Genomic DNA, 20,950 nt, shown 5'->3' with positions numbered 1-20,950 from the left:
CTCCGCCCGGCCGGTGAGCCGCCGCTGAGCCCGCTCGGCGGCGGATCACCGGCCGGAGGGGAGCGGGACGCCCGGGTGCCGTGGATCGCCGGCGGGCGCGCCGCAGTCCGGGGCGGGAGCCAGGAGATCGCCGTGGTGTCGGTGGAGGAGGCGTTCGTGCTCCGCGCTGAAGTGCTCGCGCCAGCCGCCCACGGCGAGTTCGCCGCTCCCGGCGCCGGGGGCCTCGGGCAGGGCGGCGAGGGCCGCCGCCGGGCCGGGGTGGCCGGTGGCGGTCAGGAGCCGGCGCAGAGCGCGGTCGCGGGCCTCGGTGGTGCCGCCCTGGGCGGGGCCGGCGAGTTCCTCGTGGGTGAGGACGCAGACGGCGGGGTGGCGCAGCAGCCACTGGCACTGGCGGGCTTCGCGGATGCCGGGGAAGCCGGGGTCGGTGAGGGCGAGGGTGATCCTGGCGTCCATGGTGGGCAGGGCGCTGACGATGTCGCGGTAGACGAGGTGGTCGGGCAGGGAGCCGACGCGCCCGGCGGGTTGGGAGAGCAGGTGGATCTGCTGGACGACGCGGTCGCGTACGTCGCGGTGGTGGTAGACGATCGGCGGCCGCGTGGTGGCGTGCCAGGTGCGCAGGAGGCCTGCGTCGGCGCGTTCCAGGTCCAGGCTGTTGACGTACCAGCAGCCGTGGCCCGGCAGGAGTCGGGGCAGGTCGGTGTCGGGGACGCGGGTGAGGCGCTCTTCGAGGGCGGGGTCGACGGGTGAGGCGGCGGTGACGGGCTGGCCGAGCCGGGTCCACCACACCCGCCACAGGGCGTTCACGGCCTGCTGGAAGGCGGCTTCCAGGTCTTCCCGGTGGTCGCGCTGCCCGCGCAGCAGGCGTGCGGCCTCGTCCTGGCCGTAGGCGGCGCGGAGCAGGCGGGAGACCTCGCCGGGGCCGGGCCGTTCGCCGTTGTCGGGCTGGGTGCCGCTCATCGTGCCGTAGGGGGTGTAGCCGAGCGCGGTGGTGATACGGGCCAGCAGGGGGGTGCCGCTGCCGCGCGGCGAGACGACGATCAGCTGGGGTACGGCCATGGCGGATCTCCCGGAGAGGCTGCGGGGGCGAGGAGGAGGTCCTCGTAGGTATGGTGACGGCGGGTGGTGACGCGCTCGTGCAGCAGGGTGGCGGCGCGGGCGTGTTCGCCGGTGTCGATCAGAGCGCGGGCCAGGGTGTCCTGGACGATCTCGCGTTCCACCCGTACGCCGCCGATCCGTTCCACCCGCGCGCCGAGGCGGGTCAGGAGGTCGACGGCCGCCCGGGCGCGGCCGGCGGTGACGTGGGCGAGGGCCTGGACGACCGGGGTGAGGACCTCGCGGTAGTCGGGGCGCTCGTCGGCGGCCGTCCGTCGGGCCAGGGCCTCCAGGTCCTCGGTGGCCGCCTCGACGGCCAGCGCGAGGGCCAGGTTGAAGGTGTGGAAGACCTCGGCCATGCCGCCCGGTCCGGCCAGCAGGCTCCGGACGTGGTCGAGGTCGCAGCGGCCGGCGGGTCGCTGCCCGGCCAGCAGCAGGCGCCAGTTCGTCGCTGACCGCATCCCCACGTCGGCGCGGCTCAGGACCTCGTCGGCCCGGCGGCGCGCGTCCGTGAAGTCCCCGCAGGCCAGTGACTGCAGGGCGGCGTGCCAGGTGAGGTGTTTGAACTGCATCGCCTGCGGGTCGACGGCCAGCCACCGGTCGAGGAAGGCGGTGGAGGCGGGGCCCGCTCCCAGTTCGTGCTCGGCGTGCGCGCGGGCGTGCGCGGCGAGCCCGGAGCGCGGGTAGCGGGCCAGGGCGTGCCCGGCCAGTTCGAGCGCCTCCTCGACGCGCCCCTGCTCGGCCCGGGTCCACGCGAGCCTGCCCGTCCACGGCCAACTGTCCGCGCCGGCCAGGGCGTACTGCTGTTCGGCCAGCGCGTCGCCGTGCGCGCGGTAGCCGGCGTCCCCGCAGGCGTGGAAGGCGTCCAGCATGAGGGAGGCCACCTCGTCCCCGGGCCACCGCGCGAAATGCGTCACCAGGTGGTCGGCCGTCAGCCGGAACTGTCGGTGGGTGTAGAGGAAGACCCCGTACACCAGGCTCGCCGACCGCGCGTCCGCCGCCTGGGCGTCCCGGTACGCGACCACCAGCTCCTCCCGCAGCGCCCCATCGCTCAGGCCCCCGGCCGTCGCCAGCACGAGAAGCGCCCGTGCCACCCCCAGCCGTGGACGCTCGGCCACCCAGTCCCGTACCAACGGCACCGCGCGCCCGCTCATCGCCGCCAGCTCCCGTACGGCGGCGTTCTCCAGCGACACGCCCGCCGCTCCGGGGCCGGCCACGACACCACCGCCTCGCATCACGTCGGGCCCGCCGGATCAGTACGGGGACATGAACACGGCGGTGCAGACGATCCCGCTGCTGCCGCAGTGGTTGCGGGGCAGGCTCAGCGGCAGGCCGAGCTGGTTGCCGCTCGCCGTCCCGCTGTCGGAGACCGTGCCCCCGAGGGCCTGCGCGCCGACGTCGTGGTTCTCACAGGAGTTGCCGAACACCGCGTTGCCCACCCCGACGACGCCGGCCTGTGCGGCGCCGGCTGGGACCAGCACCGCCCCCACGGCCGTACCCAGCACCGCCATCCGCTTGCCCGCGGTGCGCGCACTGCTGCCCGCGCCCTGGCGCTCCGTGCCCGCCACCCTGCTCATCGCACTCCCTCCTCGCGCGGGCCCGGCGAACGCCGGTGCCCGTGCAGGCCAGGTCCCGGGCGAGCGCCCGGGACCTGGCCTGGTCAACGACGGAATCTCGCTCCGGATACGCACTGTCGAGGCGGTGCACCCGGCTTGGGGACCGTCGGGACGCCGTGCGGACCGGTTGCCGGCCGCGGTCGTCCCGTCGCGGAGTCCGGAGGCGGTGCTACAGGTCGTCGGTGAACAGCAGGAGGTTGGGGGTGCCCTCGCGCACGTCGGTCAGGACGTCCGGGGTGGCGGTGTACTGGAGGAAGTCGGAGACGTCGATCGGCTCGGCGTCCGGGTGTTCCGCGAGGTAGAGGGCGGCGGTGCCGGTGACGTGCGGCGCGGCCATGGAGGTGCCGCTGAGGGTGGTGCTGCCGCCGCCGAGCTTGGCGGACAGGATCGCCTGGCCGGGGGCGTGGAGGGCGACGCAGGAGCCCCAGTTGGAGAAGTCGGCCTCCTCGTCCCGCCGGTTGGTGGCGGCGACGGTGACGACCCCGTACGCGGAGGCGGGGGAGACGGTGCAGGCGTCGACGGCGTCGTTTCCGGCGGCGACGACGGGCAGGACGCCCTGGTCGGAGAGGGCGGTGGCGGCGTCGTTGACGGCCCGGGAGCGTTCCTCGCCGAGGGAGGCGTTGAGGACGGCGGGGTACCGGGCGTTGCTCGCGACCCAGTCGAGGCCGGCGATCATCTGGGCCTTGTCGCCGTTGCCGGTGCAGTCCACGACGCGGACCGAGACGAGGCGGGCCCGCGGGGCGACGCCGTAGGTGCGGCCGGCGACGGTGCCGGCGACATGGGTGCCGTGGCCGTGGCAGTCGAGGCCGTCGCGGCCGTCGCCGATGGCGTCGAAGCCGGGGACGGCGCGCCCGCCGAACTCCGGGTGGGTGTAGTCGATGCCGCTGTCGAGGATGTAGGCGGTCGCGCCGGCGCCGTGGCCGCGGGTGGTGAACTGGCCGTCCAGGGGCAGGTACCGCTGGTCGATGCGGTCCAGGCCCCAGGTGGCGGCCGGAGCCCGGATGGTGTGGCTGGGCCGGTCCGCACCGTCGACGGGGGTGGGGAGGCGGAAAGCGGTGTTCTCCTCGACGGCCTCGACGGCGGGACTGGTCCGTACGGTGTTCAGCAGGAGCGGGTCGAGGGCGGCGGCGAAGCCGTTCAATGCGGCGCCGTAGATGAACCTGGGGGTGATGCCCAGCGCTCGCAGGACCTCACCGGGGTCGCGGCCGTGCTTGAGGGTGACGATGTACTGCCCGGGTACGGCCCGGGCGGAGTGCGCCACGGACACGGCGGAGGTGGGTGGTTGGGCGCCGTGCGCGGCGGCGGTTGTGGCGGGCAGCAGGGCCAGCAGCAGGGCCGCTGACGCCCGGCGGAGGTGTAGGTACACGGATGTGCTCCGATCGGTCGGGATCATGGTGGCGAACGCGGACTACCCGGACGGGCGTCAGGTGCCCGAGCGGACGCGGGGTGCGGGGTGTTCCTCTCGGCCCGTGCCGCCCGCGAGTCGGAGGAGGAGGTCGGGCAGATCGGTGGCGGCGTAGCGCGGCTGGACGCGGGGGAGGCGGGTGGTGTCGGAGAGGAGGAGGACGGGGCCGTCGTCCGGGTCGTCGGGGAGGCGGCCGTGGCTGCCGCAGACGTGGGTGGCGTCGAGCGGGACGACGGACAGGGTGGAGCGAAGGCCGAGCCGGCGGCGGGCGAGGGCGGCAGCGGCCCGGAGTCGGACGAGGCGGTCGGCGGGGTCGAGGAGGAGTTCGGCGGGGTCGTAGCCGGGTTTGCGGTGGATCTCGACACAGCGGGCGAAGTCCGGGGCGCGGGTGTCGTCCAGCCAGTAGTAGTACGTGAACCAGGCGTTGGTGGTGGCGACGGCGACGAGTTCGCCCGTGCGGGCGTGGTCGATTCCGTACGCGGCCTTGCCCGCGCTGTCGAGGACGCGTTCCACTCCGGGTAGCGCTCGGACGAGCTCCGCGACGCGCGGCAGGTCGGCGGGGTCGGGCACGTAGAGGTGGGCCACCTGGTGGTCGGCGACGGCGAACGCCCGGGACGTGTACGGGTCGAGGTACTCCATCCCGGCCTGGGTGTACACCGTGAGGAGGCCGGCCGCGCGCAGCGCGCGGTTGATGTGGACGGGGTGGTCGACCGCGGTGATGCCGTACTCGGACAGCGCCACGACGGTGGTCCCGTGCTCCCGGGCCAGGTGGAGCAGGGGCGCGAGGACGGTGTCGAGGGCCCTGGCCGCGGCGGCGGCCTGGGGTGCGGCGGGGCCGAAGCGCTGGAGGTCGTAGTCGAGGTGCGGCAGGTAGGCGAGGGTCAGGTCGGGTGCGGCGGTGCGGATGACGTGCTCGGTGGCCCGCGCGATCCACCTGCTGGAGGCGATGGAGGCGCGGGGCCCCCAGTAGTCGAAGAGCGGGAACGGTCCGAGGGCGTCGGTCAGTTCGTCGCGCAGGCCCGGTGGGACGGTGTAGCAGTCGGGGGACTTGTGGCCGTCCGCGTGGTAGACGGGGCGCGGGGTGACGGTGATGTTGGTGCCGGCGCCCATGGCGTACCACCAGCAGATGTTGGCGACGCGGTAGCCCGGGTGGCGCCGCCTGGCGGTGTCCCACACCTTCTCGCCCTCCACCAGCAGGTTGTGCTGGCGCCACAGGAGCACCTCGCCGAGGTCGCGGAAGTACCAGCCGTTCCCGACGATCCCGTGTCGGCTCGGGGGGAGCCCGGTCAGCAGGCTGGCCTGGACGGAGCAGGTGACCGCGGGGAAGACCGGTTCCAGCTGGGCGCCGTGCCCCTGGGTGTCGCCGTCGGGTTCGGCGACGGCCCGCAGGTGCGGCATGTGGCGCAGGAGGCGGGGGGTGAGCGCGGCGACGTTCAGCACCAGCAGGGGCGTGGGGCGGCCGGTGGTCACGAGGTGTGCTCCCGCAGTCCGGCGGCGAGCAACTGCTGGCGGGTCCAGGCGAGTTCGGCGGCGATGCCCGCGACCAGTGCCTCGTCGTCGGACGGCCGGTCCCGGCCCGGGAGCACCGACCAGGTGTACGTCTCGACCTCCAGGTGGTCGGTGACGGGGTGCGGGCCGTGGACGAGGGCGCGGATGGCGTCGGTCAGCACCGGCCCGGTCGCGGTGAGCGGCGGTTCCGGGTCGGCGTGCACGGGGACGTGGAAGTGCACCCGCCACGGGCGCGGATCGGCGCCGTCGGCCGGGGAGCGGAGCGCCAGGTCGAGGTCGTCCCACCGCTCCGGGCGGGGGCCGGCGGGCTCGGCGCGGGTCTGGTGCAGGAACCGCGGCTCGGCGAAGCGCGCGAGCGCCCGCCGTACGGCGGGGTCGGAGGGATCGTCGGCCTGGAGGGCGCTGGAGAGCTGGGCTTTGACGACGGGCAGGCCGGCGTCGGCCAGGCCGCGGAGGGCGGACGGCGGGTCCTCGAAGTCGACGGCGAGGTGGCAGACGTCCAGGCAGACGCCGACGCGCTCGGTGTCGAGCCCGGTGAGCCGTGCGCAGGCGTCGCTCACGGTGGAGACCACGCAGCCCGGCTCGGGTTCCAGGCCGACCCGGACGCGGCGGCCGGAGTCGGACTCCGACTTGGCGAGCCCTTCGGCCAGTTCGTCCAGGCCGCGGCGGGCGCGGTCCTGGTGTCCGGGCGTCCAGCCGGCCCGCCAGCCCAGGGGGAGCGTGGAGATGCTCCCGCGGGCCGCGTCCTCGGGCAGCAGTGCGGACAGCACCCGGGCCAGGTCGAGGGTGTACGCCAGGCGGGCCGGGTCGCTCCAGTCCGGCCGGTAGACGGCCCGTTTGACGACCGGCTCGTGGAAGCCGCGGTAGGGGAAGCCGTTGAGGGTGACGACTTCGAGTCCCCGGGTGGACAGTTCACGGCGCAGCCGGTCCAGGGCCGTCGCGTCCGTCGCCAGGGTGCGCGCCACGTCGTGGGCGAGCCACAGGCCCAGGCCCAGGGACGGTGCCGCGAGCCGTTCGCGGACGGGCTCGGCGTGGACGGCGAGTTGAGCCAGGACGCCGTCGAGGTCCTCCGCGGGGTGGACGTTGGTGCAGTAGGCGAGGTGGACGGTGCTGCCGTCGGGGTGGCGCAGGCGCATCGGGGGCGGTCTCCTTGCTCCGGGAAGGGCTACTCGCCGCGGGCGATGGAGTTCCCCAGGTACACGGCGTCGCCGGGCCGCTCGTGGGGCTCCTCGCGGTGGTCCGGCGTGTCGGGATCGTCCACCGGCAGGGTCAGGCGTCCGCTCTGGCCGTAGAAGGCGACCGGGTTGCGCCACATCACCTCGTCGACCTGGTCGGCGGTGAAGCCGGCTTCGAGCATCGCCTCCGCCGTGCGCCGGGTCGCCAGCGGGTCGCTGCGGCCCCAGTCGGCCGCGGAGTTGACCAGCACCCGGTGGGTTCCGTGGCGCTTGAGGAGCTGCACCAGGCGGTGGGGGTCCATCTTGGTGCGCGGGTAGACGGAGAACCCCGTCCAGCAGCCGGTGTCGGCGACCTCCGCCACGGTCAGCTCGGTCAGGTGGTCGACCAGGACCAGGTCGGGAGCGATCCCGCACTCGCGGAGCACGGCGAGCGTGCGCCTGGTCCCGACGGCCTTGTCCCGGTGCGGGGTGTGCACCAGGACGGGCAGTTCGTGGTCCATGGCGAGCCGGACCTGGGTGGCGAGCGCGTGGTCCTCCTCCGGGGTGACGGAGTCGTAGCCGACCTCGCCCACCGCCACCACCGCGTCCTTGTCCAGGTAGCGGGGCAGCACGTCGAGGACGGCGGTGCAGCGGGGGTCGTTGGCCTCCTTCGGGTTGAGGGCCAGGGCGCAGTGGTGGCGGATGCCGAACTGGGCCGCCCGGAAGGGTTCCCAGCCGATCAGGGAGTCGAAGTAGTCGACGAAGCTGGCGACGTCCGTGCGGGGCTGGCCCAGCCAGAACGCCGGTTCCACGACGGCCCGGATGCCGGCGTCCCGCATCGTCTGGTAGTCGTCGGTCGTCCGCGAGGTCATGTGGATGTGGGGGTCGAAGATGCGCATCAGGTCCCGGCAGGGTGAGGGGGCGGAAGGGGGTCGGTCGCGGCCGGTCGGGGGCCGGCCAGCGCGCGCACGTCGCCCGGTACGGGGCGTCCGGCGCTGGTGAGTTCACGGGCGTGCGTCGCGGCCATCCGGGCCAGTTCGGCGTCGGTCCGGTGGGGCAGCCCGGCCACGGCCTGCAGGGGGAGGGAGCAGTGCAGGCACTTCAGGACGGCCTCCCGGTAGGCGGGCGCCGGCAGGTGCCGCGCCCCGTAGGGGCCCAGTGCGGCGGCCAGCAGCCGGGGGTCGTTGGTGCGCAGCGCGTCGGACACCAGGGGGACGGCGTCGTCCCGCAGGCCGTACGGGGCCAGCAGGTCCAGCGGGCCGAGGGCGCGGAGCACGCCGCGCCGTTCCGCGGCGTCCCCGTGGCGGTAGACGGCGGACGCCCGGACGGCGGGGCCGTCGGCGGGGGCCGGGGCGGCGGCCAGCAGCAGGGCCCGTACGGCGTCGTCCACGGTCCAGGCCAGCGCTTCCGCGGGGACCGCGGGCGCCGGGTCCTGATGCGGTGCGGGGGCCGCCGCCAGCAGTGCCCGGCCGCCCCGGCGGCCCGCCTCGGCGAAGCGCCGGGGCAGGGCCTGGTCGGGTTCGGCGGCCACCTCGGTCAGAGCCGTGGCCAGCCAGCGGGCGGCGTCCGGTGTGAGCTGCCGGTCGAGGGCGGCGCGCAGGTCGCGGACGGTCACCCGGGCGGCGTTGCCGAAGCTCATCGCGGTGTCCGGGTGCCGTGCGCCGTGCCGGCGGCGGCTCGCAGGAAGGCCAGCGAGCGCGCGGCGAGCTGCGGCGCGGCGTGGCTGTGCCGCGGCAGTTCGACGCTGACCAGTCCCGGGAAGCCGGTGCGGCGCAGCGCGTCCAGCACGGGCGGGAAGTCGATCTCGCCCTGCCCGAACTCCAGGTGCTCGTGCACGCCCCTGCGCATGTCCTCGATCTGGACGTTGACCAGGTGCGGCCCGGCCCGTACGACGCAGTCGGGCACCGGGGCGGCCTCCAGACAGCGGCAGTGGCCGATGTCGAGGGTCAGCCCGAGAGCGGGCGGATCGCCGAGGCGGCGGCGCAGCAGCTCGTAGGCGTCCAGGGTGTCGACGAGCATGCCCGGCTCCGGCTCGAAGCCCAGGACGACGCCATGGCGGTCCGCCTCCGCCACCGCCCACCCGCAGCCGTGGACCAGTCGTTCCCACGCCACCCGGGACGGCACGCCCGGGGCGGGCACGCCGCTCCACAGCGACACGGCCCCCGCGTTCAGATCGGCGGCCACCCGCATCGCCAGACCCAGGTACTCCAGCCGACGGCTCGGATCCTCGTCGATGAGCGTGGGGGCGTGCTTGGTCCACGGGTCGAGCAGGTAGCGGGCGCCGGTCTCCACCACGGTCTCCAGGCCCGTCTCGGCGAGTCGCCGGGCGACCCGCGCGACCCGCCGGGACAGCCCGGGGGCGAACGGGTCGAGGTGGCAGTGGTCCAGGGTGAGGGCGATCCCGTCGTAGCCGAGGTCCGCCAGCACGGCGATGGCCTCGGTCAGGCGGTGCCCGGCGAACCCGTTGGTGCCGTAGCCGAACCGCAGCCCCGTGTCCGCGCGTACGGCGTCCGTTCGTACGGGGCCGGGCTGCGCGTGGCCCTGGTCGGTGACCGTGCCGGTCATGTGGGGGACAGCTTTCGGAACAGGCGGCGGGCCACCGGCGCTGCGGCGAGCAGGGACAGGGCCACGGGCAGGGCGTCGGCGCGGCAGGCGCACGCGGCCTGGAGGGGGAGGACGGCGGCAATGCCGGCGGTGACGGCCTGTTGGAGGCGTCGAGGGTCGAGCCGGCCCGCCGCGGCTTGGGCGCCGCCGAAGCCGGCGACGTACACGGCGAGGGCGGCGAGGGCGGCGAGGCGGACCGCCCGGCGACCCGGGGCGCCGCCTGCACCCGTGGCGGCGGCCACGGCGACGGCGCAGGTGGCGGCCGCGGTGGCGGGGAGGAGCAGGCCGTCCGCGCCCCGGACTTCGTGGCGGCTGAGCGCGCAGACCACCAGGGTGTGCGCGCCGACCACCGCGGCGGCGGGCGCGGTCGCGCGCAGCCCGTGGCCCCCGGTGCCCAGGAGGACGTCGAGGCCGCGGGCGGCGGCCATGGTGACGGGCCCGGCGACGGGACGGCCCTTGAGGCCCAGGTCGTAGCTCCAGACCACGGCCGCCAACGGCACCGCGACGGACAGGGCCCCGCGCCCACCGCCCGCCGCGGCGAGGGCGAGCCCCGTCCCGGTGAGGCCGGCGGCCAGCGACAGGGCGACCGAAGGCTCCACCCGGCCGGAGGGGATCGGACGGTGCGGACGCTCGACCGCGTCGGTGTGCCGGTCGGCGTAGTCGTTGAGGGCCATGCCCGCCCAGTAGAGGCAGACCGAGGACATGGCCAGCAGTCCGGTGGCCGGTCCGAGCGGGCGGCCGGCCAGCGTCGCCCCGACCAGGGGGTCGCCGGGCACGGTGATCGCGGCCGGTGCCCGGACGAGTTCGGCGACGGTGCCGAGGGCCGGGATCCTCATGTGCGCGGCCCGCCGCCCGCGGTCGCCGCCGCGGTCTCCGCCGCGAACGCCCGCAAGGCCTGGTACTGGTCGGTCAGGGCGTAACCACCCGAGCCGACCGGGTCCTTGAAGAAGAAGCCCAGGGCCCCGAGCGGGCCCGAGACGCCCGCCGCGTGCGCGGTGGCGGTGAGCCGGACGAGATCCAGCACGAGCGGTGCGGCCAGTGCCGAGTCGCAGCCCTGCCAGGTGAACTGGAGGCTCATCCGCGCCCCGAGGAACCCTTCGAAGGCCACGTGGTCCCAGGCGGTCTTCCATTCGCCGAGCGCCGGTACGCAGTCGATGTGCACCGAGCCCTCCACCGGGTGCCCCAGCATGCGGCCCAGGCCCCGCCGCTTGGACGCCGTCTTGCTGGCGGCGGCGCCCGGATCGGCCAGGGTGGCGCCGTCCCCGCCGCCCAGCAGGTTCGTGCCGGACCAGGCCCGCACCTCCAACGCGCGGACGGCGAACATCGGTGCCAGGACCGACTGCACCAGCGTCTCGCCGGTCTTGGCGTCGCTGCCCGCGTACGGCAGGCCGCGCGCGCGGGCCAGGGCGTCCAGCGCGGGCAGCCGGGCACCGGTGGAGGGGGTGAAGTCCACGTAGGGGCAGTCGGCGGTGAAGGCCGCGTAGGCGTAGAGCGAGCTGGCCGGCAGGACGTCGGCCGGGCCGCGCAGGGCCGCCTCCAGCAGGTCGAGGTCGTGGTGTTCGGGGCGGTCCGGCACCGGCGCCTCGGTGGAGGCCACGTTGACGACCACGACGCGGTCCAGGCCCAGGCGCCGCCGGAAGCCCTCGATGTCGACGGCGAGCGCCCGGGCCGCCACCGCCTGGGGCAGTCCGCTCCGACCGGTGGCGTAGCCCGGGCGGATCTCCTGGTCGGCGGCGACGACGGCCTTCTCCAGCGGTTCGAGCAGCCGCTGCGGCACCACCCCGGCCTCGGCCAGCTCGGCGGCCCGGACGGGCAGGGGGACGGAGCCGGTGTCGTGCCCGCCGAACACCAGGGCGCCGAGCGGCGGCAGCCGGGCCCCGGGGAAGTCCTCGCTCGCGGTGACGCACCCCGTCGGCTCGGCCAGCCCCGCACCGACCGCCGCCGCGCCCACCACGGTGGTGGTGGCCACCGAGCCGCGCGCCCCCACCAGCCAGACCCCCGTCCGGGGCCCCGCTCCCGGTTCCGGCATGTGTCAGGCTCCTTCCGCTCGCCGGTCCGCGGTCACTCTCCGTCGATTCGGCGGAAATACCGCAGGACCCTATCCGTTGTCACGTCGTCAACGATCCATCTATGCCGACGGCGGACGTTCCACTCACATCGGTGCGGCAGGAATCACCCGAATCGGCCTGAGCCGGAATCATGCGATCGCGGGGTGACTGACGCCGAGTGAACACCCTCGGCTGTCCGGGTCGAGGCGGGCTAGGGATCAAGGTGCGGTGGTACATCGCTGGCGGCTTCCCGCCAACCCCCTAGGAGGTGCTGTGAGCGTCCTTTCCGTTCCCCGGGTTTTCTTCCGGGGTCAGATGACCTTCAATCCGGCGACCATGAACAACAACGGCCTGTTCCCGACGTACGACTTCCGGACGGCGGAGCTGAACTGGAATTATCTCAAGGACAAGAAAATCACCCCGGACAATTTCCGGGAGGCCTTTCCGAAGTGGGCGTTCAGCATGCAGACGGGCCAAGGCCCGGACGGGAAGGAGACGGAGGAGCCCCCTTCGGGGTGGAGCGCCTACGGCGGCAACGACTGGTGGCTCCACGTGCAGCCCCGCGACGCGCCGGACGGCAAGGGCGTCCTCACGACCGTGACCGGGGGGCAGACCGCGTACGGAGCGGATCCGTCGATCCCGGGCGACCCGCTGCTCGGCGCCGTCGTCAACCTGGCCGGGGACTCGTTCCCGATCGCCGACCTCACCCCGGAGGAGCAGGCCGGCGACGGCCACTTCCCCAGGGCCGCGTTCCACACCAGCGCGAGCATGGCGGACAACAACCCGGATTCGGTCTGGAGCCCCTGCTTCTTCGCCAGGCGCATCCAGATCGGCAGCAGAACCAGCCCGGAGGGATTCTTCTACGGCGACATCGAGGACGGCCTCCAGCTGCCGGCGCGCTGGCAGAATTTCAGCCGCAATCTGAATCTGAAAGGGGACGTCTACCGCGACGGGGTCGGCGCCACCGTCGTCCAGGCGTGCGTGGGCCGGGACAATCTCCACTTCACCTCCGACAAATCGCCACTGCTGAACGCGCTCAAGAAGGAGATGGATTCCCAGAAGGCCCGCGGAATCATGATGCGGTACTCCGTCTATCTGACCCACTACTTCAACGCACTCGAGTTCGCCGGCTGCAAGACCCAGAAGGAGCGGTTCGAGAAACTGCTGGACCTGTGGGAGCAGGACCGAAAAGCGGGGAATCCGCCACGTCGGAACACCTGCCTTTCCCGGGTGGTCGGCACGATCGGCCTGTGGCACGAGAGCGAGCCGGCTTCGGTACCCGGCGGGCGGTTCCTGGCGCCGGCGAACTCGGTGAAGGTCCTCGATTCGGAGAAGAATCCGGTGGACGCTTGGTTCGGGCCGGCGGTGGCGGAGGTCAACCGGAATGCCGGGGGCACCCGCTACGTCAGCCTCGACCTGGGGGCCACGATCCCGGAGAAGGACGCCAGCGGTGACAAGGAGACGTCCTTCGGAACTCTGGAGCTCGTCGTCGCCGGCGCCGCCACCATCGAGACCGTGGCGGAGATCAAGCCCGATGTCTACGACAGGAGCGGCTACGAGCTGACCTCCGGCATCATCGACGTGCCGGTCGACGGCAAGGTGACCGACGCGGACCTGGCCGACGGGGTCCTGGGCATCCGGTGCAAGCCGAATGCCGAGCAGGTCACGATGCTGACGGAGAAGGTGCTCACGGCCCAGACCGAATTGCGATCGATCTACGTCGACCAGAGCGACAAGGACCGGGTGGTGGTGGTCGAGGTCCGGGACCGGGGTGCGATCCCCACCCGCAAGGTCGGGCTGGTCGTCCAGCAGTACCTGCCGGACCCGCCGCCACCCATGCAGAACGGCTCCTTCTGGAAGAAACCGGAGAAGAAGGAGGAGGAAGTCCTCACCATCACCAAGGTCGGGCCGGTGGTGAACGGCCGCGCGGAGATCGGGTTCACCGTGGTGAGCGGTCTCGAAGCCCCCAACCTCCCGGTCATCGCCTTCTTTCCCTACTATCTCGACGGGAGTCCGGACGTTCCGCCGGAAAGGGTGGGGTTCGTGGGAGCGCCGTGGTCCTTCGTCTCGGCGTTCTACTGCTGTGTGCGGATGCTGCCCTTCGACGACCAGCTCCCCGAGGACTTCCGGAAGTACTGCGAGGAGCACCACAACGACCCGGTCGCCGCCTGGGACTACGTCTACAAGAGGGTGCTCTACGTGTACGACATGATCTTCCCGGTCATGAAGTACTACGCCGCGCTCGACCTGGGGGACAGGACGGCCGTCGAACGGAACATCGACCAGATCCTGGAACTGTCCTCGGTCTCCATGGCGAACTCCTCGCTCTACATGCCCGTCACCAGGGACCTGTCCAGCGGCAAGCGCAAGGTTCTGGAGATGTACCGCACCCTGCTCAGGACCGGAAAGCCGAAGGAGGTCACCTCATGACCTTCGAGGACGACATCAAGAAACTGCGGGAGATGCTGCAGAGCGCCTGCCTGGTCGAGTTCTCCACCATCCCCGCCTACCTGACGGGCTGGTGGTCGATCAAGGACCGTCGGAGCACCGCGGCCAAACTCATCCGGGAGCTGGTGACCGTCGAGATGCGGCACCTGTCGATCGCCGCGAACGTCCTGATCGCCACCGGTGCCGACCCCGACATCAAGGCCGTCGCCTCCCTCCCCTATCCCCGCTTCTTCAGTGCCCCCGGCCCCATGGAGATCCAACTCCAGCCCTTCGGGGACTCCTTCCTGGCCATGGGCATGTGCATCGAGTCCCCGGGGCTCGTCGACGAAGGGACCCTGCCGGAGGGGCTCAGGGCCGCACTGCCGGTCACCGCCGAGTTCGACCCGCGACTGCACACCCCGATCCTCCCCGACCCGGGTGAGACGATCGGGCAGTTCTACCGGGACCTCATGCAGCACCTGAAGGACTGCGTCCACCTGTACGGGGAGAAGGCCGTGTTCCCGGCCGGGCGCCTCGACCGCCAGTACGCCTACTTCGGGCAGGACTGCATCACCGTGGAGGGCCTGGACGACGCGCTGACGCTCATGCAGGACATCATTTGGGAGGGCGAAGGGGACGGCGGAGGAATCCTGGACTCCAACCGCGATCTGTCGCACTACTTCACGTTCCACGAGCTGAGCGTCGGAAGGTTCTACCAGCAGGACGACAAACCGCTCGACCCCACCGGCGACGGCTTCCACGTCCCGAAAGGGGACGAGGTCGTGAACACACTCGTGAACCCCAAGCTGGCGAATTACGAGGAGAGCCCGGACGCCCTCAAGGCCGCCCTCGGCTTCACGGAGCTCTACCGGAAGATGATCACAGACCTGGATGCCGGGTTCCGAGGACGCCCGGCCCTGATCGACGTGGCGATCGGACGGATGCGCCAGCTCCTGGCCCGCGCCGACGAGGTGCTGGTCTGCAAGCTGAAGGGCATGGACTACTACGCGGCCCCGACCTTCGAGCTGCCCGACCAGTGAGCCGGCGGTGCGGCGGACCCCCGGCTCCTCCTCCAGGCTCCCTCCCGCCGTTGCCCGGCGGGCCGTCACCCGCCGGGTGGGTGGCTCGTTGAGCCGGGTGCGCCGCCCCGCGTGCGCAGTGGTAGTCGGAAGCGGCCTGAGGGAGTCTGCGGTGTCCACCGTCACCAACCCGTTCACCGGTGGCTACGCCCCGGTGGAGGAGGAAGTCACGGCCTTCGACCTGCCGGTCACGGGGACGATCCCGGCCGAGCTCAACGGCCGGTACCTGCGCAACGGGCCCAACGGGATGCGGCCGGAGGACCCGCGGCCGCGGCACCTGTTCGCCGGGTACGCCATGGTTCACGGGGTGCGGCTGCTCGACGGGCGGGCCCGGTGGTACCGCAACCGGCTGGTGCGCAGCGCGGCCGTGGCCGAGGCGCTGGGGGAGCGGCCGCGCCCCGGCGCCGTGCCGCGGATCGCCGACGTCGCGCCCAACACCCACGTGATCGGGCACGCCGACCGCACCCTCGCGCTGGTCGAGGGCGGCTTCCGCCCGTACGAACTCTCCTACGAGATCGAGACGGTGGGGGCCGGCGACTTCTGCGGCACGCTGCCCGACGGGTTCGCCGCCCACCCCAAGCTCGATCCGGTCACCGGCGAGCTGCACGCGATCACCTGGCAGCGGGACGACAGCGAGCGGCTGCGCCACCTGGTGGTCTCCCCGGAGGGCGTCGTCGTGCGCGCCGTGGACATCCCGGTCCCGCACCGGCCGGTGGTGCACGACATGGCGCTGACCCGGAACTTCGCCGTCGTCCTCGACCTCGCGGGGCGCGTCAGCATGCCTGACAACCTGGCACGCAAGACGTATCCGGCGGTCTGGGACAAGACCCGCGGCGCGCGGGTCGGGCTGCTGCCCCGCAACGGCACCGAGGTCCGCTGGTTCGAGGTCGAGCCCTGCTTCGTCTTCCACACCCTCAACGCCCACGAGGACGGCGACCGGGTCGTCGTCGACGTGGTCCGCTACCCGAGGATGTTCGCCGGCGGCGCGGTGGACGGGCAGAGCAGCCCCACCCTGGACCGCTGGACGGTCGACACCGTCTCCGGCACGGTCACCGAGACCCGGCTGGACGACCGGCCGCAGGAGTTCCCGGCGGTCAACCCGGCGGTGGTCGGCGGTGCCCACCGCTACGGTTACTCCACCGTGGCCACCCCCTTGCTGCGCCACCTCGCCGCGACGGCCGACGACCTGGACGCGCTGCCCCCGGAGGCCGCCGGGGACGCGCTGATCAAGCACGACCTGCGACAGCAGTCCAGCACCGTACGGCAGTTCGGCACGGGACGGTACACCGGTGAGGTCTCCTTCGTGCCGAGGGAGGGCGCCCGCGGCGAGGACGACGGCTACCTGCTGACCTACGTCCACGACCCCGAGCGGGGCGCGAGCGACCTGGTCGTCCTCTCCGCCGAGGACTTCACCGGCGCCCCGCTCGCCACCGTCCACCTGCCGGTGCGGGTGCCGGCCGGCTTCCACGGCAGCTGGATCCCCGACCCCGTCCGAGAGGACTCCCAGTGAACACTCCGGCTGTGACCGCGCCCTCCGTGACCGCGGCCTCCGTATCCGCCCCGGCCGAGACCGTCGCCCGGCTGCGCGCGGCCTTCCGCACCGGCCGCACCCGGCCGCTCGCCTGGCGCACCGAGCAGCTGGCCGGGCTGCGCGCCCTGCTGACCGGCCACCGCGAGGAGATCGCCGAGGCCCTCCACGCCGACCTGCGCAAGCCGCGCGCCGAGACCGACATCGCCGAAGTCGACTTCACCGTACGGGAGATCGACCACACCCTGCAGAACCTGGAGCAGTGGCTGCGCCCCGAGCCGGTGCCCGCCGCCGCGCTCACCCGGCTGCCGCCGGGGACCAGCGCCCACAGCGGCCACGCCCCGCTCGGGACCGTCCTGGTGATCGCGCCCTGGAACTACCCGGTGCAGCTGCTGCTGGTGCCGGTGGCGGGCGCGATCGCCGCCGGCAACACGGTGCTCGCCAAGCCGAGCGAACTGGCCCCGGCCTGCTCGGCCCTGCTGGCACGGCTGCTGCCCCGGTACGTCGACCCGGCGGCGATCGCCGTGGTGGAGGGCGGCGGGGAGACGACCACCGCCCTGCTCGCCGAGCGCTTCGACCACATCCTCTACACCGGCAACGCCCGCTTCGGCCGGACGGTGCTGCGGGCCGCCGCCGAACACCTGACCCCGGTCACCCTCGAACTGGGCGGCAAGTCACCGGTGTTCGTGGACCGCGGCGTCGACCCCGGGGCGGTCGCCGCCCGGCTGGCCCGCGCCAAGTTCGCCAACGCGGGGCAGACCTGCGTGGCCCCCGACTACCTGCTGACCGACCCGGCCACGGCCCGTGCGCTGGAAGGCGCCCTGGCGCGCGCCGTCACCGAGCTGTACGGGCCCGACCCGGCGCGGTCACCGGCGTACGGGCGCATCGTCGACGAGCGGCACTTCGACCGGGTCGTCGCTCTCCTCGACTCGGGCCGTACGGTCTTCGGCGGGCAGCACGACCGGGCGGACCGCTACATCGCGCCCACCCTGCTGGCCGAGGTGGAGCCGGACGCCCCGGTCATGCGGGAGGAGATCTTCGGCCCCGTCCTGCCCGTCGTCGAGGTCGCCGGCCTCGACGAGGCCATCGCCTTCATCAACGACCGGGACCACCCCCTCGCCCTCTACGCCTTCACCGGGGACGGGCACGCACGCCGCCGCCTGGCCGAGGAGACCGCCTCCGGCGCCCTCAACTTCGGCCTCCCGGTGGCCCACCTGGGCATCCCGGAACTCCCCTTCGGCGGCGTGGGGGAGAGCGGCTCCGGCCGCTACCACGGCCGCTGGTCCCTCGACACCTTCAGCCACCGCCGGGCCTGCCTGGACGCGCCCCTGGTGTGACCGGCCGGGTCCGGATCTCCCCGGCTAGTAGTCCCAGGACATCGTGGCGGTGATGGCGGTCAGGACCAGCCAGCCGATGAGGGGGAGGGCGATGGTGAGGGCGAAGGGCCACTGGGCGGTGATGAGGATGATGCTGCCGAGGACGGTGAAGAGGACCAGGAAGGGGAGGACGGCGAGCGGGAGCGCCCAGCTGACGAGGCGGCGCAGGAGGAGGCCGTAGACGGCGAGGACGGTTCCCGTGCCGATCAGGAGGGCGAGTTTGAGGGCGGTGAGCCAGGGGGTGCTCTGGACGGTGGAGCGGTGGCCCTGGTGGGAGAGCTCGACCACGCGGCCCCGCCAGAGGGTCAGGTCCACGTTGACGCCGTTCTCCAGGCTGTCGTAGAGGCCCTCGGTGACGCTGTAGGTGGCGGTGGGCACCGTCTCGCGGGAGACGGTCAGGCCGTAGGTGGTGGAGTCTCCGTTCGAGTCGGTCTTCTTGGCCGTCACCCGGCCGGTCTCCTGCCTGGTGCAGTCCGCGCCGGGTGCGGTGGCGGGGGCGCCGCAGACCGGGGCGCCGCGGTAGGCGAGCGCCTCGTCGTAGGTGTCGACGAACCAGGAGAAGCCGAGGGCGACGGTGGACAGGCCGATGACGACCAGCAGGGCCTGGGCCACGATGCGGGCGGCCGGGGCGGCGGACCGCCGGCTGTGGTGCCGGGGGTGGCGGGGTGGCGGGGAGGCTGTCCGGTCGGACGGCGGAGTCGGGACGCGGTCGGTCGGCGGCTCACTCATCGTCGTCGCCCAGCGCCGGCCCCGCCAGCTCGCGCTCCCGGTGCAGCCAGTCCCGGAGCTCCGCCGTCTCCCGCAGCCCGTCGCCGCCGGCGACCCTGATCCGCGCGTCCATCGCACTCCCTCGGCTTCGCCCGGGCGCCTCCCGGGTTCAGTCGGGATGATGGCAGGGGCCGGCGGTGGCGGGGGAGTGGCCTGGCGAGCTTGTGACCGACTTGTGGAACTCGGCCGGGGCGTGGGGCTGGTGGTGTGCCCGGTGGTGGGTCAGGGCAGCAGCAGGCCGGCGAGTTCGTCCAGCAGTTCGGTGACCCTGCGGGCCTTCTCCGGGTCCGGGACAGCCTTGGCGATGACGGGCTCGGCGGGCCGGGTGACGTGGGCGCGGATGGCGTGCCGGGCCGACTCGGAGACGGTCAGCAGGGTGCGGCGCCCGTCGGCGGGGTCGGCGGCGGCGTCGAGCAGGCCGCGTTCGCGCAGCCGGGCGACGGAGACCGAGACGTGGCTCTGGGCGAAGCCGGTGCGGACCCGGATCTCCTGGACGGAGGTGGCGGGGTGGCGGTACACGTCGGAGACCACGGCGATCTCCCCGGCGCTGAGGTGCTCGGCGGCCGGGTCGGTGATCATCGCGCGGCCGAGTTCCGTCAGCCGCTTGCCGAGTCTGAGGAGTCGCACGCCGTCCATGCCCGCAAGAATACATCTTCACCGATATATCTCCACCAATACATCTTCACTGATGCATCGGTGCCGATGTAGATTGCCGAGCATGACGACCTCCGAACCGCTCAGCCCGGTCTCCCGCACCGCCCTGTCCGTCGCCCGGGTGCGGGCCTACGAGAGCTCCCGACCCGACCCGCTCTTCGTCGACCCGTACGCCCTCGCCTTCGTGGACGCCGCCGGCCTCGAACCCGCCCTCTCCGGCCCGGTCAGCAGCCTCGCCAAGGCCCTCGTCGCCCACGGCATCCTGCGCACCCGCTTCTACGACGACCGGCTGCCGGCCGCCGGCGCCGACCAGGTGGTGGTGCTGGCGGCGGGCCTGGACACCCGCGCCTACCGGCTGGACTGGCCGTCCGGCACCCGGGTGTTCGAGCTCGACCTCGGCCCGGTGCTGGACTTCAAGCAGCAGGTCCTGGACGGCCTCGGCGCCGTGCCGAAGGCCCGGCGCACCGCCCTGCCCGTCGACCTGGTCGACCCGCGGTGGCCCGAGCGGCTGGTCGCCGCCGGCTTCGACCCGGCCCGGCGCTCGGTTTGGCTCGCCGAGGGGCTGCTGGTCTACCTCGCCCCGGACGAGGCGGCCGGGCTGCTCACGGCGGTGGCCGGGCTGGCCGCCCCGGGCAGCCGCCTCCTGCTGGAGCAGGGCGGGGACGTGAGCCGCACACCGCAGGACCCGGCGCTCACCCACCTCACCGGGCTGTGGCGCGGCGGGCTCGGCCCGGGCACCGGCGACTGGCTGGCCGGGCACGGCTGGACGGTGGAGACCACCGCCCTGACCCGGCTCGCGGAGACGTACGGGCGCCCGCTCCCGGACCCGTCGACCACGAGGGCGTTCATCGAGGCGGAGCGGCGTACCGCGGACTGACGCCGTGGCCTGACGGACCGTCACTCCGGGCCGGCGGGCTGGGGCGGCCAGGTGTCCGGGGCCAGGACGCCGGTGGTGTAGGCGCGGGCGACCAGGGCGGTGCGGTTGGGGACGCGCCAGCGGCGGGAGAGCCGGGCCAGGTGGTAGTTGACGCCGTCCGGGGTGATGCCGAGCGCCCGGGCGATCTGCGCGGTGGTGTCGCCCCGGGCCGCGGCGGCGAGGATGCGGGCCTCGACCGGGCTGGCCTCGGCCCGGGGGCCGGACGGCGGGGCCTCGGCCGCGGGCTCCGCCGCCTGCAGCGACAGCAGGAGGTTCGGGGTCTGCTCCGGGGTGTCGCTGACCAGGTCGACGGTCATCTCGCCGTGCCGCTCGGTGCCGCCGGCGGGCGTCCAGGAGACCCGGGCCGGGTACTGCGAGCGGCGGTGCAGCCGGACGGCCTCGGTGAGCGCCTCCAGCGTGCCGGTGTCCCGCAGGGTGAAGAACTCCAGAATCCTACGGTGGCGCAACTGGCCCGGCAAGCAGCCGAATTCGGCTGCCATCGCGCGGTTGACGATCAGGATCTGCCCGCCGAACTCGCACACCGCGATGGGCATCGGCACGTGGTCCATCAGCCGCAGCGCCCGGTTGCGCCAGATCACCGCCGGGTCCAGGCGGCCGCCCGGCAGGGGGGCGCAGTCCTCGGTCGATCGCATCGGTGGTTCTCCTCTCCGGGGCCAGGGCTGACGGTTCGTGGGCAAGCCCGTCGGAGCCCCTGGTACTACACAATCATGTAGTGATCGGGGTCTGACCTTCCGCCCGGTGGGCGCACAGTGG

The 20,950-nt window shown here is 73.6% G+C and carries 19 protein-coding genes; 5 read left to right on the top strand and 14 right to left on the bottom strand.

Annotation, left to right across the window (positions count from 1 at the left end; translation table 11 throughout):
• Positions 1-45: 45 nt before the first annotated feature.
• From AMK13_RS18845 to AMK13_RS18795, 11 genes are all read right to left on the bottom strand, one after another.
• The gene (locus AMK13_RS18845) at positions 46-1,056 is read right to left on the bottom strand and encodes a hypothetical protein (RefSeq protein WP_074003225.1); all 1,011 of its coding nucleotides are present in this window, start codon (positions 1,054-1,056) and stop codon (positions 46-48) included.
• The gene (locus AMK13_RS18840) at positions 1,038-2,309 is read right to left on the bottom strand and encodes a hypothetical protein (RefSeq protein WP_241852941.1); all 1,272 of its coding nucleotides are present in this window, start codon (positions 2,307-2,309) and stop codon (positions 1,038-1,040) included. Before AMK13_RS18840 ends, AMK13_RS18845 begins: the two co-directional genes overlap by 19 nt.
• A gap of 36 nt (positions 2,310-2,345) precedes the next feature.
• Positions 2,346-2,669 (bottom strand): chaplin family protein, encoded by a 324-nt coding sequence (locus tag AMK13_RS18835; protein ID WP_074003223.1) that lies wholly within the window; start codon positions 2,667-2,669, stop codon positions 2,346-2,348.
• A 208-nt stretch (positions 2,670-2,877) separates the two neighbouring features.
• Positions 2,878-4,074, bottom strand: coding sequence for a S8 family peptidase (locus AMK13_RS18830; RefSeq protein ID WP_241852940.1), 1,197 nt, complete (start codon positions 4,072-4,074; stop codon positions 2,878-2,880).
• 57 nt (positions 4,075-4,131) lie between these two features.
• Entirely contained in the window at positions 4,132-5,583 is a 1,452-nt protein-coding gene (locus AMK13_RS18825; protein ID WP_074003221.1) for an alkaline phosphatase family protein, read from the bottom strand.
• On the bottom strand, positions 5,580-6,758 hold the full coding sequence (gene eboE / locus AMK13_RS18820) for a metabolite traffic protein EboE (RefSeq protein ID WP_074003220.1): 1,179 nt from the start codon (positions 6,756-6,758) through the stop codon (positions 5,580-5,582). Before eboE ends, AMK13_RS18825 begins: the two co-directional genes overlap by 4 nt.
• Positions 6,759-6,787: 29 nt before the next feature.
• Positions 6,788-7,675, bottom strand: a complete 888-nt coding sequence (locus AMK13_RS18815) for a TatD family hydrolase (RefSeq protein ID WP_074003219.1) — start codon at positions 7,673-7,675, stop codon at positions 6,788-6,790.
• Positions 7,675-8,415 (bottom strand): EboA domain-containing protein, encoded by a 741-nt coding sequence (locus AMK13_RS18810; protein ID WP_198959384.1) that lies wholly within the window; start codon positions 8,413-8,415, stop codon positions 7,675-7,677. Before AMK13_RS18810 ends, AMK13_RS18815 begins: the two co-directional genes overlap by 1 nt.
• Complete coding sequence (locus AMK13_RS18805) at positions 8,412-9,341, bottom strand: sugar phosphate isomerase/epimerase family protein (protein WP_079272271.1); 930 nt, start codon at positions 9,339-9,341, stop codon at positions 8,412-8,414. Before AMK13_RS18805 ends, AMK13_RS18810 begins: the two co-directional genes overlap by 4 nt.
• Positions 9,338-10,216, bottom strand: coding sequence for an SCO3242 family prenyltransferase (locus tag AMK13_RS18800; protein ID WP_074003218.1), 879 nt, complete (start codon positions 10,214-10,216; stop codon positions 9,338-9,340). Before AMK13_RS18800 ends, AMK13_RS18805 begins: the two co-directional genes overlap by 4 nt.
• On the bottom strand, positions 10,213-11,409 hold the full coding sequence (locus AMK13_RS18795; protein ID WP_074003217.1) for an inositol-3-phosphate synthase: 1,197 nt from the start codon (positions 11,407-11,409) through the stop codon (positions 10,213-10,215). Before AMK13_RS18795 ends, AMK13_RS18800 begins: the two co-directional genes overlap by 4 nt.
• A 292-nt stretch (positions 11,410-11,701) precedes the next feature.
• Here AMK13_RS18795 and AMK13_RS18790 point away from each other — a divergent pair, with 292 nt between their 5' ends.
• The 4 genes from AMK13_RS18790 to AMK13_RS18775 all read left to right on the top strand — a co-directional run bounded on the left by AMK13_RS18790 (position 11,702) and on the right by AMK13_RS18775 (position 17,799).
• Positions 11,702-13,858, top strand: a complete 2,157-nt coding sequence (locus AMK13_RS18790) for a hypothetical protein (protein ID WP_143204569.1) — start codon at positions 11,702-11,704, stop codon at positions 13,856-13,858.
• Positions 13,855-14,895 (top strand): ferritin-like domain-containing protein, encoded by a 1,041-nt coding sequence (locus AMK13_RS18785; RefSeq protein ID WP_074003215.1) that lies wholly within the window; start codon positions 13,855-13,857, stop codon positions 14,893-14,895. Before AMK13_RS18790 ends, AMK13_RS18785 begins: the two co-directional genes overlap by 4 nt.
• 151 nt (positions 14,896-15,046) lie before the next feature.
• Positions 15,047-16,444 carry a carotenoid oxygenase family protein gene (locus AMK13_RS18780; RefSeq protein WP_074003214.1) on the top strand — a complete coding sequence of 466 codons (1,398 nt, stop codon included), beginning with the start codon at positions 15,047-15,049 and terminating at the stop codon, positions 16,442-16,444.
• A gap of 11 nt (positions 16,445-16,455) precedes the next feature.
• Positions 16,456-17,799 (top strand): aldehyde dehydrogenase family protein, encoded by a 1,344-nt coding sequence (locus tag AMK13_RS18775; RefSeq protein ID WP_241852939.1) that lies wholly within the window; start codon positions 16,456-16,458, stop codon positions 17,797-17,799.
• 24 nt (positions 17,800-17,823) lie between these two features.
• Here AMK13_RS18775 and AMK13_RS43540 read toward each other — a convergent pair whose 3' ends face one another.
• Entirely contained in the window at positions 17,824-18,567 is a 744-nt protein-coding gene (locus AMK13_RS43540; RefSeq protein WP_074003213.1) for a hypothetical protein, read from the bottom strand.
• A 261-nt stretch (positions 18,568-18,828) separates the two neighbouring features.
• Positions 18,829-19,242 carry a MarR family winged helix-turn-helix transcriptional regulator gene (locus tag AMK13_RS18765; RefSeq protein ID WP_074003212.1) on the bottom strand — a complete coding sequence of 138 codons (414 nt, stop codon included), beginning with the start codon at positions 19,240-19,242 and terminating at the stop codon, positions 18,829-18,831.
• Positions 19,243-19,324: 82 nt separating this feature from the next.
• Between AMK13_RS18765 and AMK13_RS18760 the strand changes: the two genes are divergently transcribed.
• Complete coding sequence (locus AMK13_RS18760) at positions 19,325-20,137, top strand: SAM-dependent methyltransferase (protein WP_049651750.1); 813 nt, start codon at positions 19,325-19,327, stop codon at positions 20,135-20,137.
• Positions 20,138-20,157: 20 nt separating this feature from the next.
• On the opposite strand, the gene AMK13_RS18755 is transcribed toward AMK13_RS18760, so the two are convergent.
• On the bottom strand, positions 20,158-20,829 hold the full coding sequence (locus AMK13_RS18755; protein ID WP_074003211.1) for a helix-turn-helix transcriptional regulator: 672 nt from the start codon (positions 20,827-20,829) through the stop codon (positions 20,158-20,160).
• Positions 20,830-20,950: the final 121 nt, after the last annotated feature.

Source organism: Streptomyces sp. CB02056, from assembly GCF_001905545.1.
Classification (GTDB): domain Bacteria; phylum Actinomycetota; class Actinomycetes; order Streptomycetales; family Streptomycetaceae; genus Kitasatospora.
Note: the sequence above shows the minus strand (reverse complement) of the source record. Positions and strands in the feature narration are given on the sequence as shown.

What these genes read in the sequence shown, in the direction of transcription:
- AMK13_RS18795 (WP_074003217.1), bottom strand. Translation starts at nt 11,409, where the DNA reads ATGCCGGAACCGGGAGCGGGGCCCCGGACGGGGGTCTGGCTGGTGGGG.
- AMK13_RS18755 (WP_074003211.1), bottom strand. Translation starts at nt 20,829, where the DNA reads ATGCGATCGACCGAGGACTGCGCCCCCCTGCCGGGCGGCCGCCTGGAC.
- eboE (WP_074003220.1), bottom strand. Translation starts at nt 6,758, where the DNA reads ATGCGCCTGCGCCACCCCGACGGCAGCACCGTCCACCTCGCCTACTGC.
- AMK13_RS18760 (WP_049651750.1), top strand. Translation starts at nt 19,325, where the DNA reads ATGACGACCTCCGAACCGCTCAGCCCGGTCTCCCGCACCGCCCTGTCC.
- AMK13_RS18815 (WP_074003219.1), bottom strand. Translation starts at nt 7,675, where the DNA reads ATGCGCATCTTCGACCCCCACATCCACATGACCTCGCGGACGACCGAC.
- AMK13_RS43540 (WP_074003213.1), bottom strand. Translation starts at nt 18,567, where the DNA reads ATGAGTGAGCCGCCGACCGACCGCGTCCCGACTCCGCCGTCCGACCGG.
- AMK13_RS18805 (WP_079272271.1), bottom strand. Translation starts at nt 9,341, where the DNA reads ATGACCGGCACGGTCACCGACCAGGGCCACGCGCAGCCCGGCCCCGTA.
- AMK13_RS18765 (WP_074003212.1), bottom strand. Translation starts at nt 19,242, where the DNA reads ATGGACGGCGTGCGACTCCTCAGACTCGGCAAGCGGCTGACGGAACTC.
- AMK13_RS18800 (WP_074003218.1), bottom strand. Translation starts at nt 10,216, where the DNA reads ATGAGGATCCCGGCCCTCGGCACCGTCGCCGAACTCGTCCGGGCACCG.
- AMK13_RS18785 (WP_074003215.1), top strand. Translation starts at nt 13,855, where the DNA reads ATGACCTTCGAGGACGACATCAAGAAACTGCGGGAGATGCTGCAGAGC.
- AMK13_RS18835 (WP_074003223.1), bottom strand. Translation starts at nt 2,669, where the DNA reads ATGAGCAGGGTGGCGGGCACGGAGCGCCAGGGCGCGGGCAGCAGTGCG.
- AMK13_RS18810 (WP_198959384.1), bottom strand. Translation starts at nt 8,415, where the DNA reads ATGAGCTTCGGCAACGCCGCCCGGGTGACCGTCCGCGACCTGCGCGCC.
- AMK13_RS18845 (WP_074003225.1), bottom strand. Translation starts at nt 1,056, where the DNA reads ATGGCCGTACCCCAGCTGATCGTCGTCTCGCCGCGCGGCAGCGGCACC.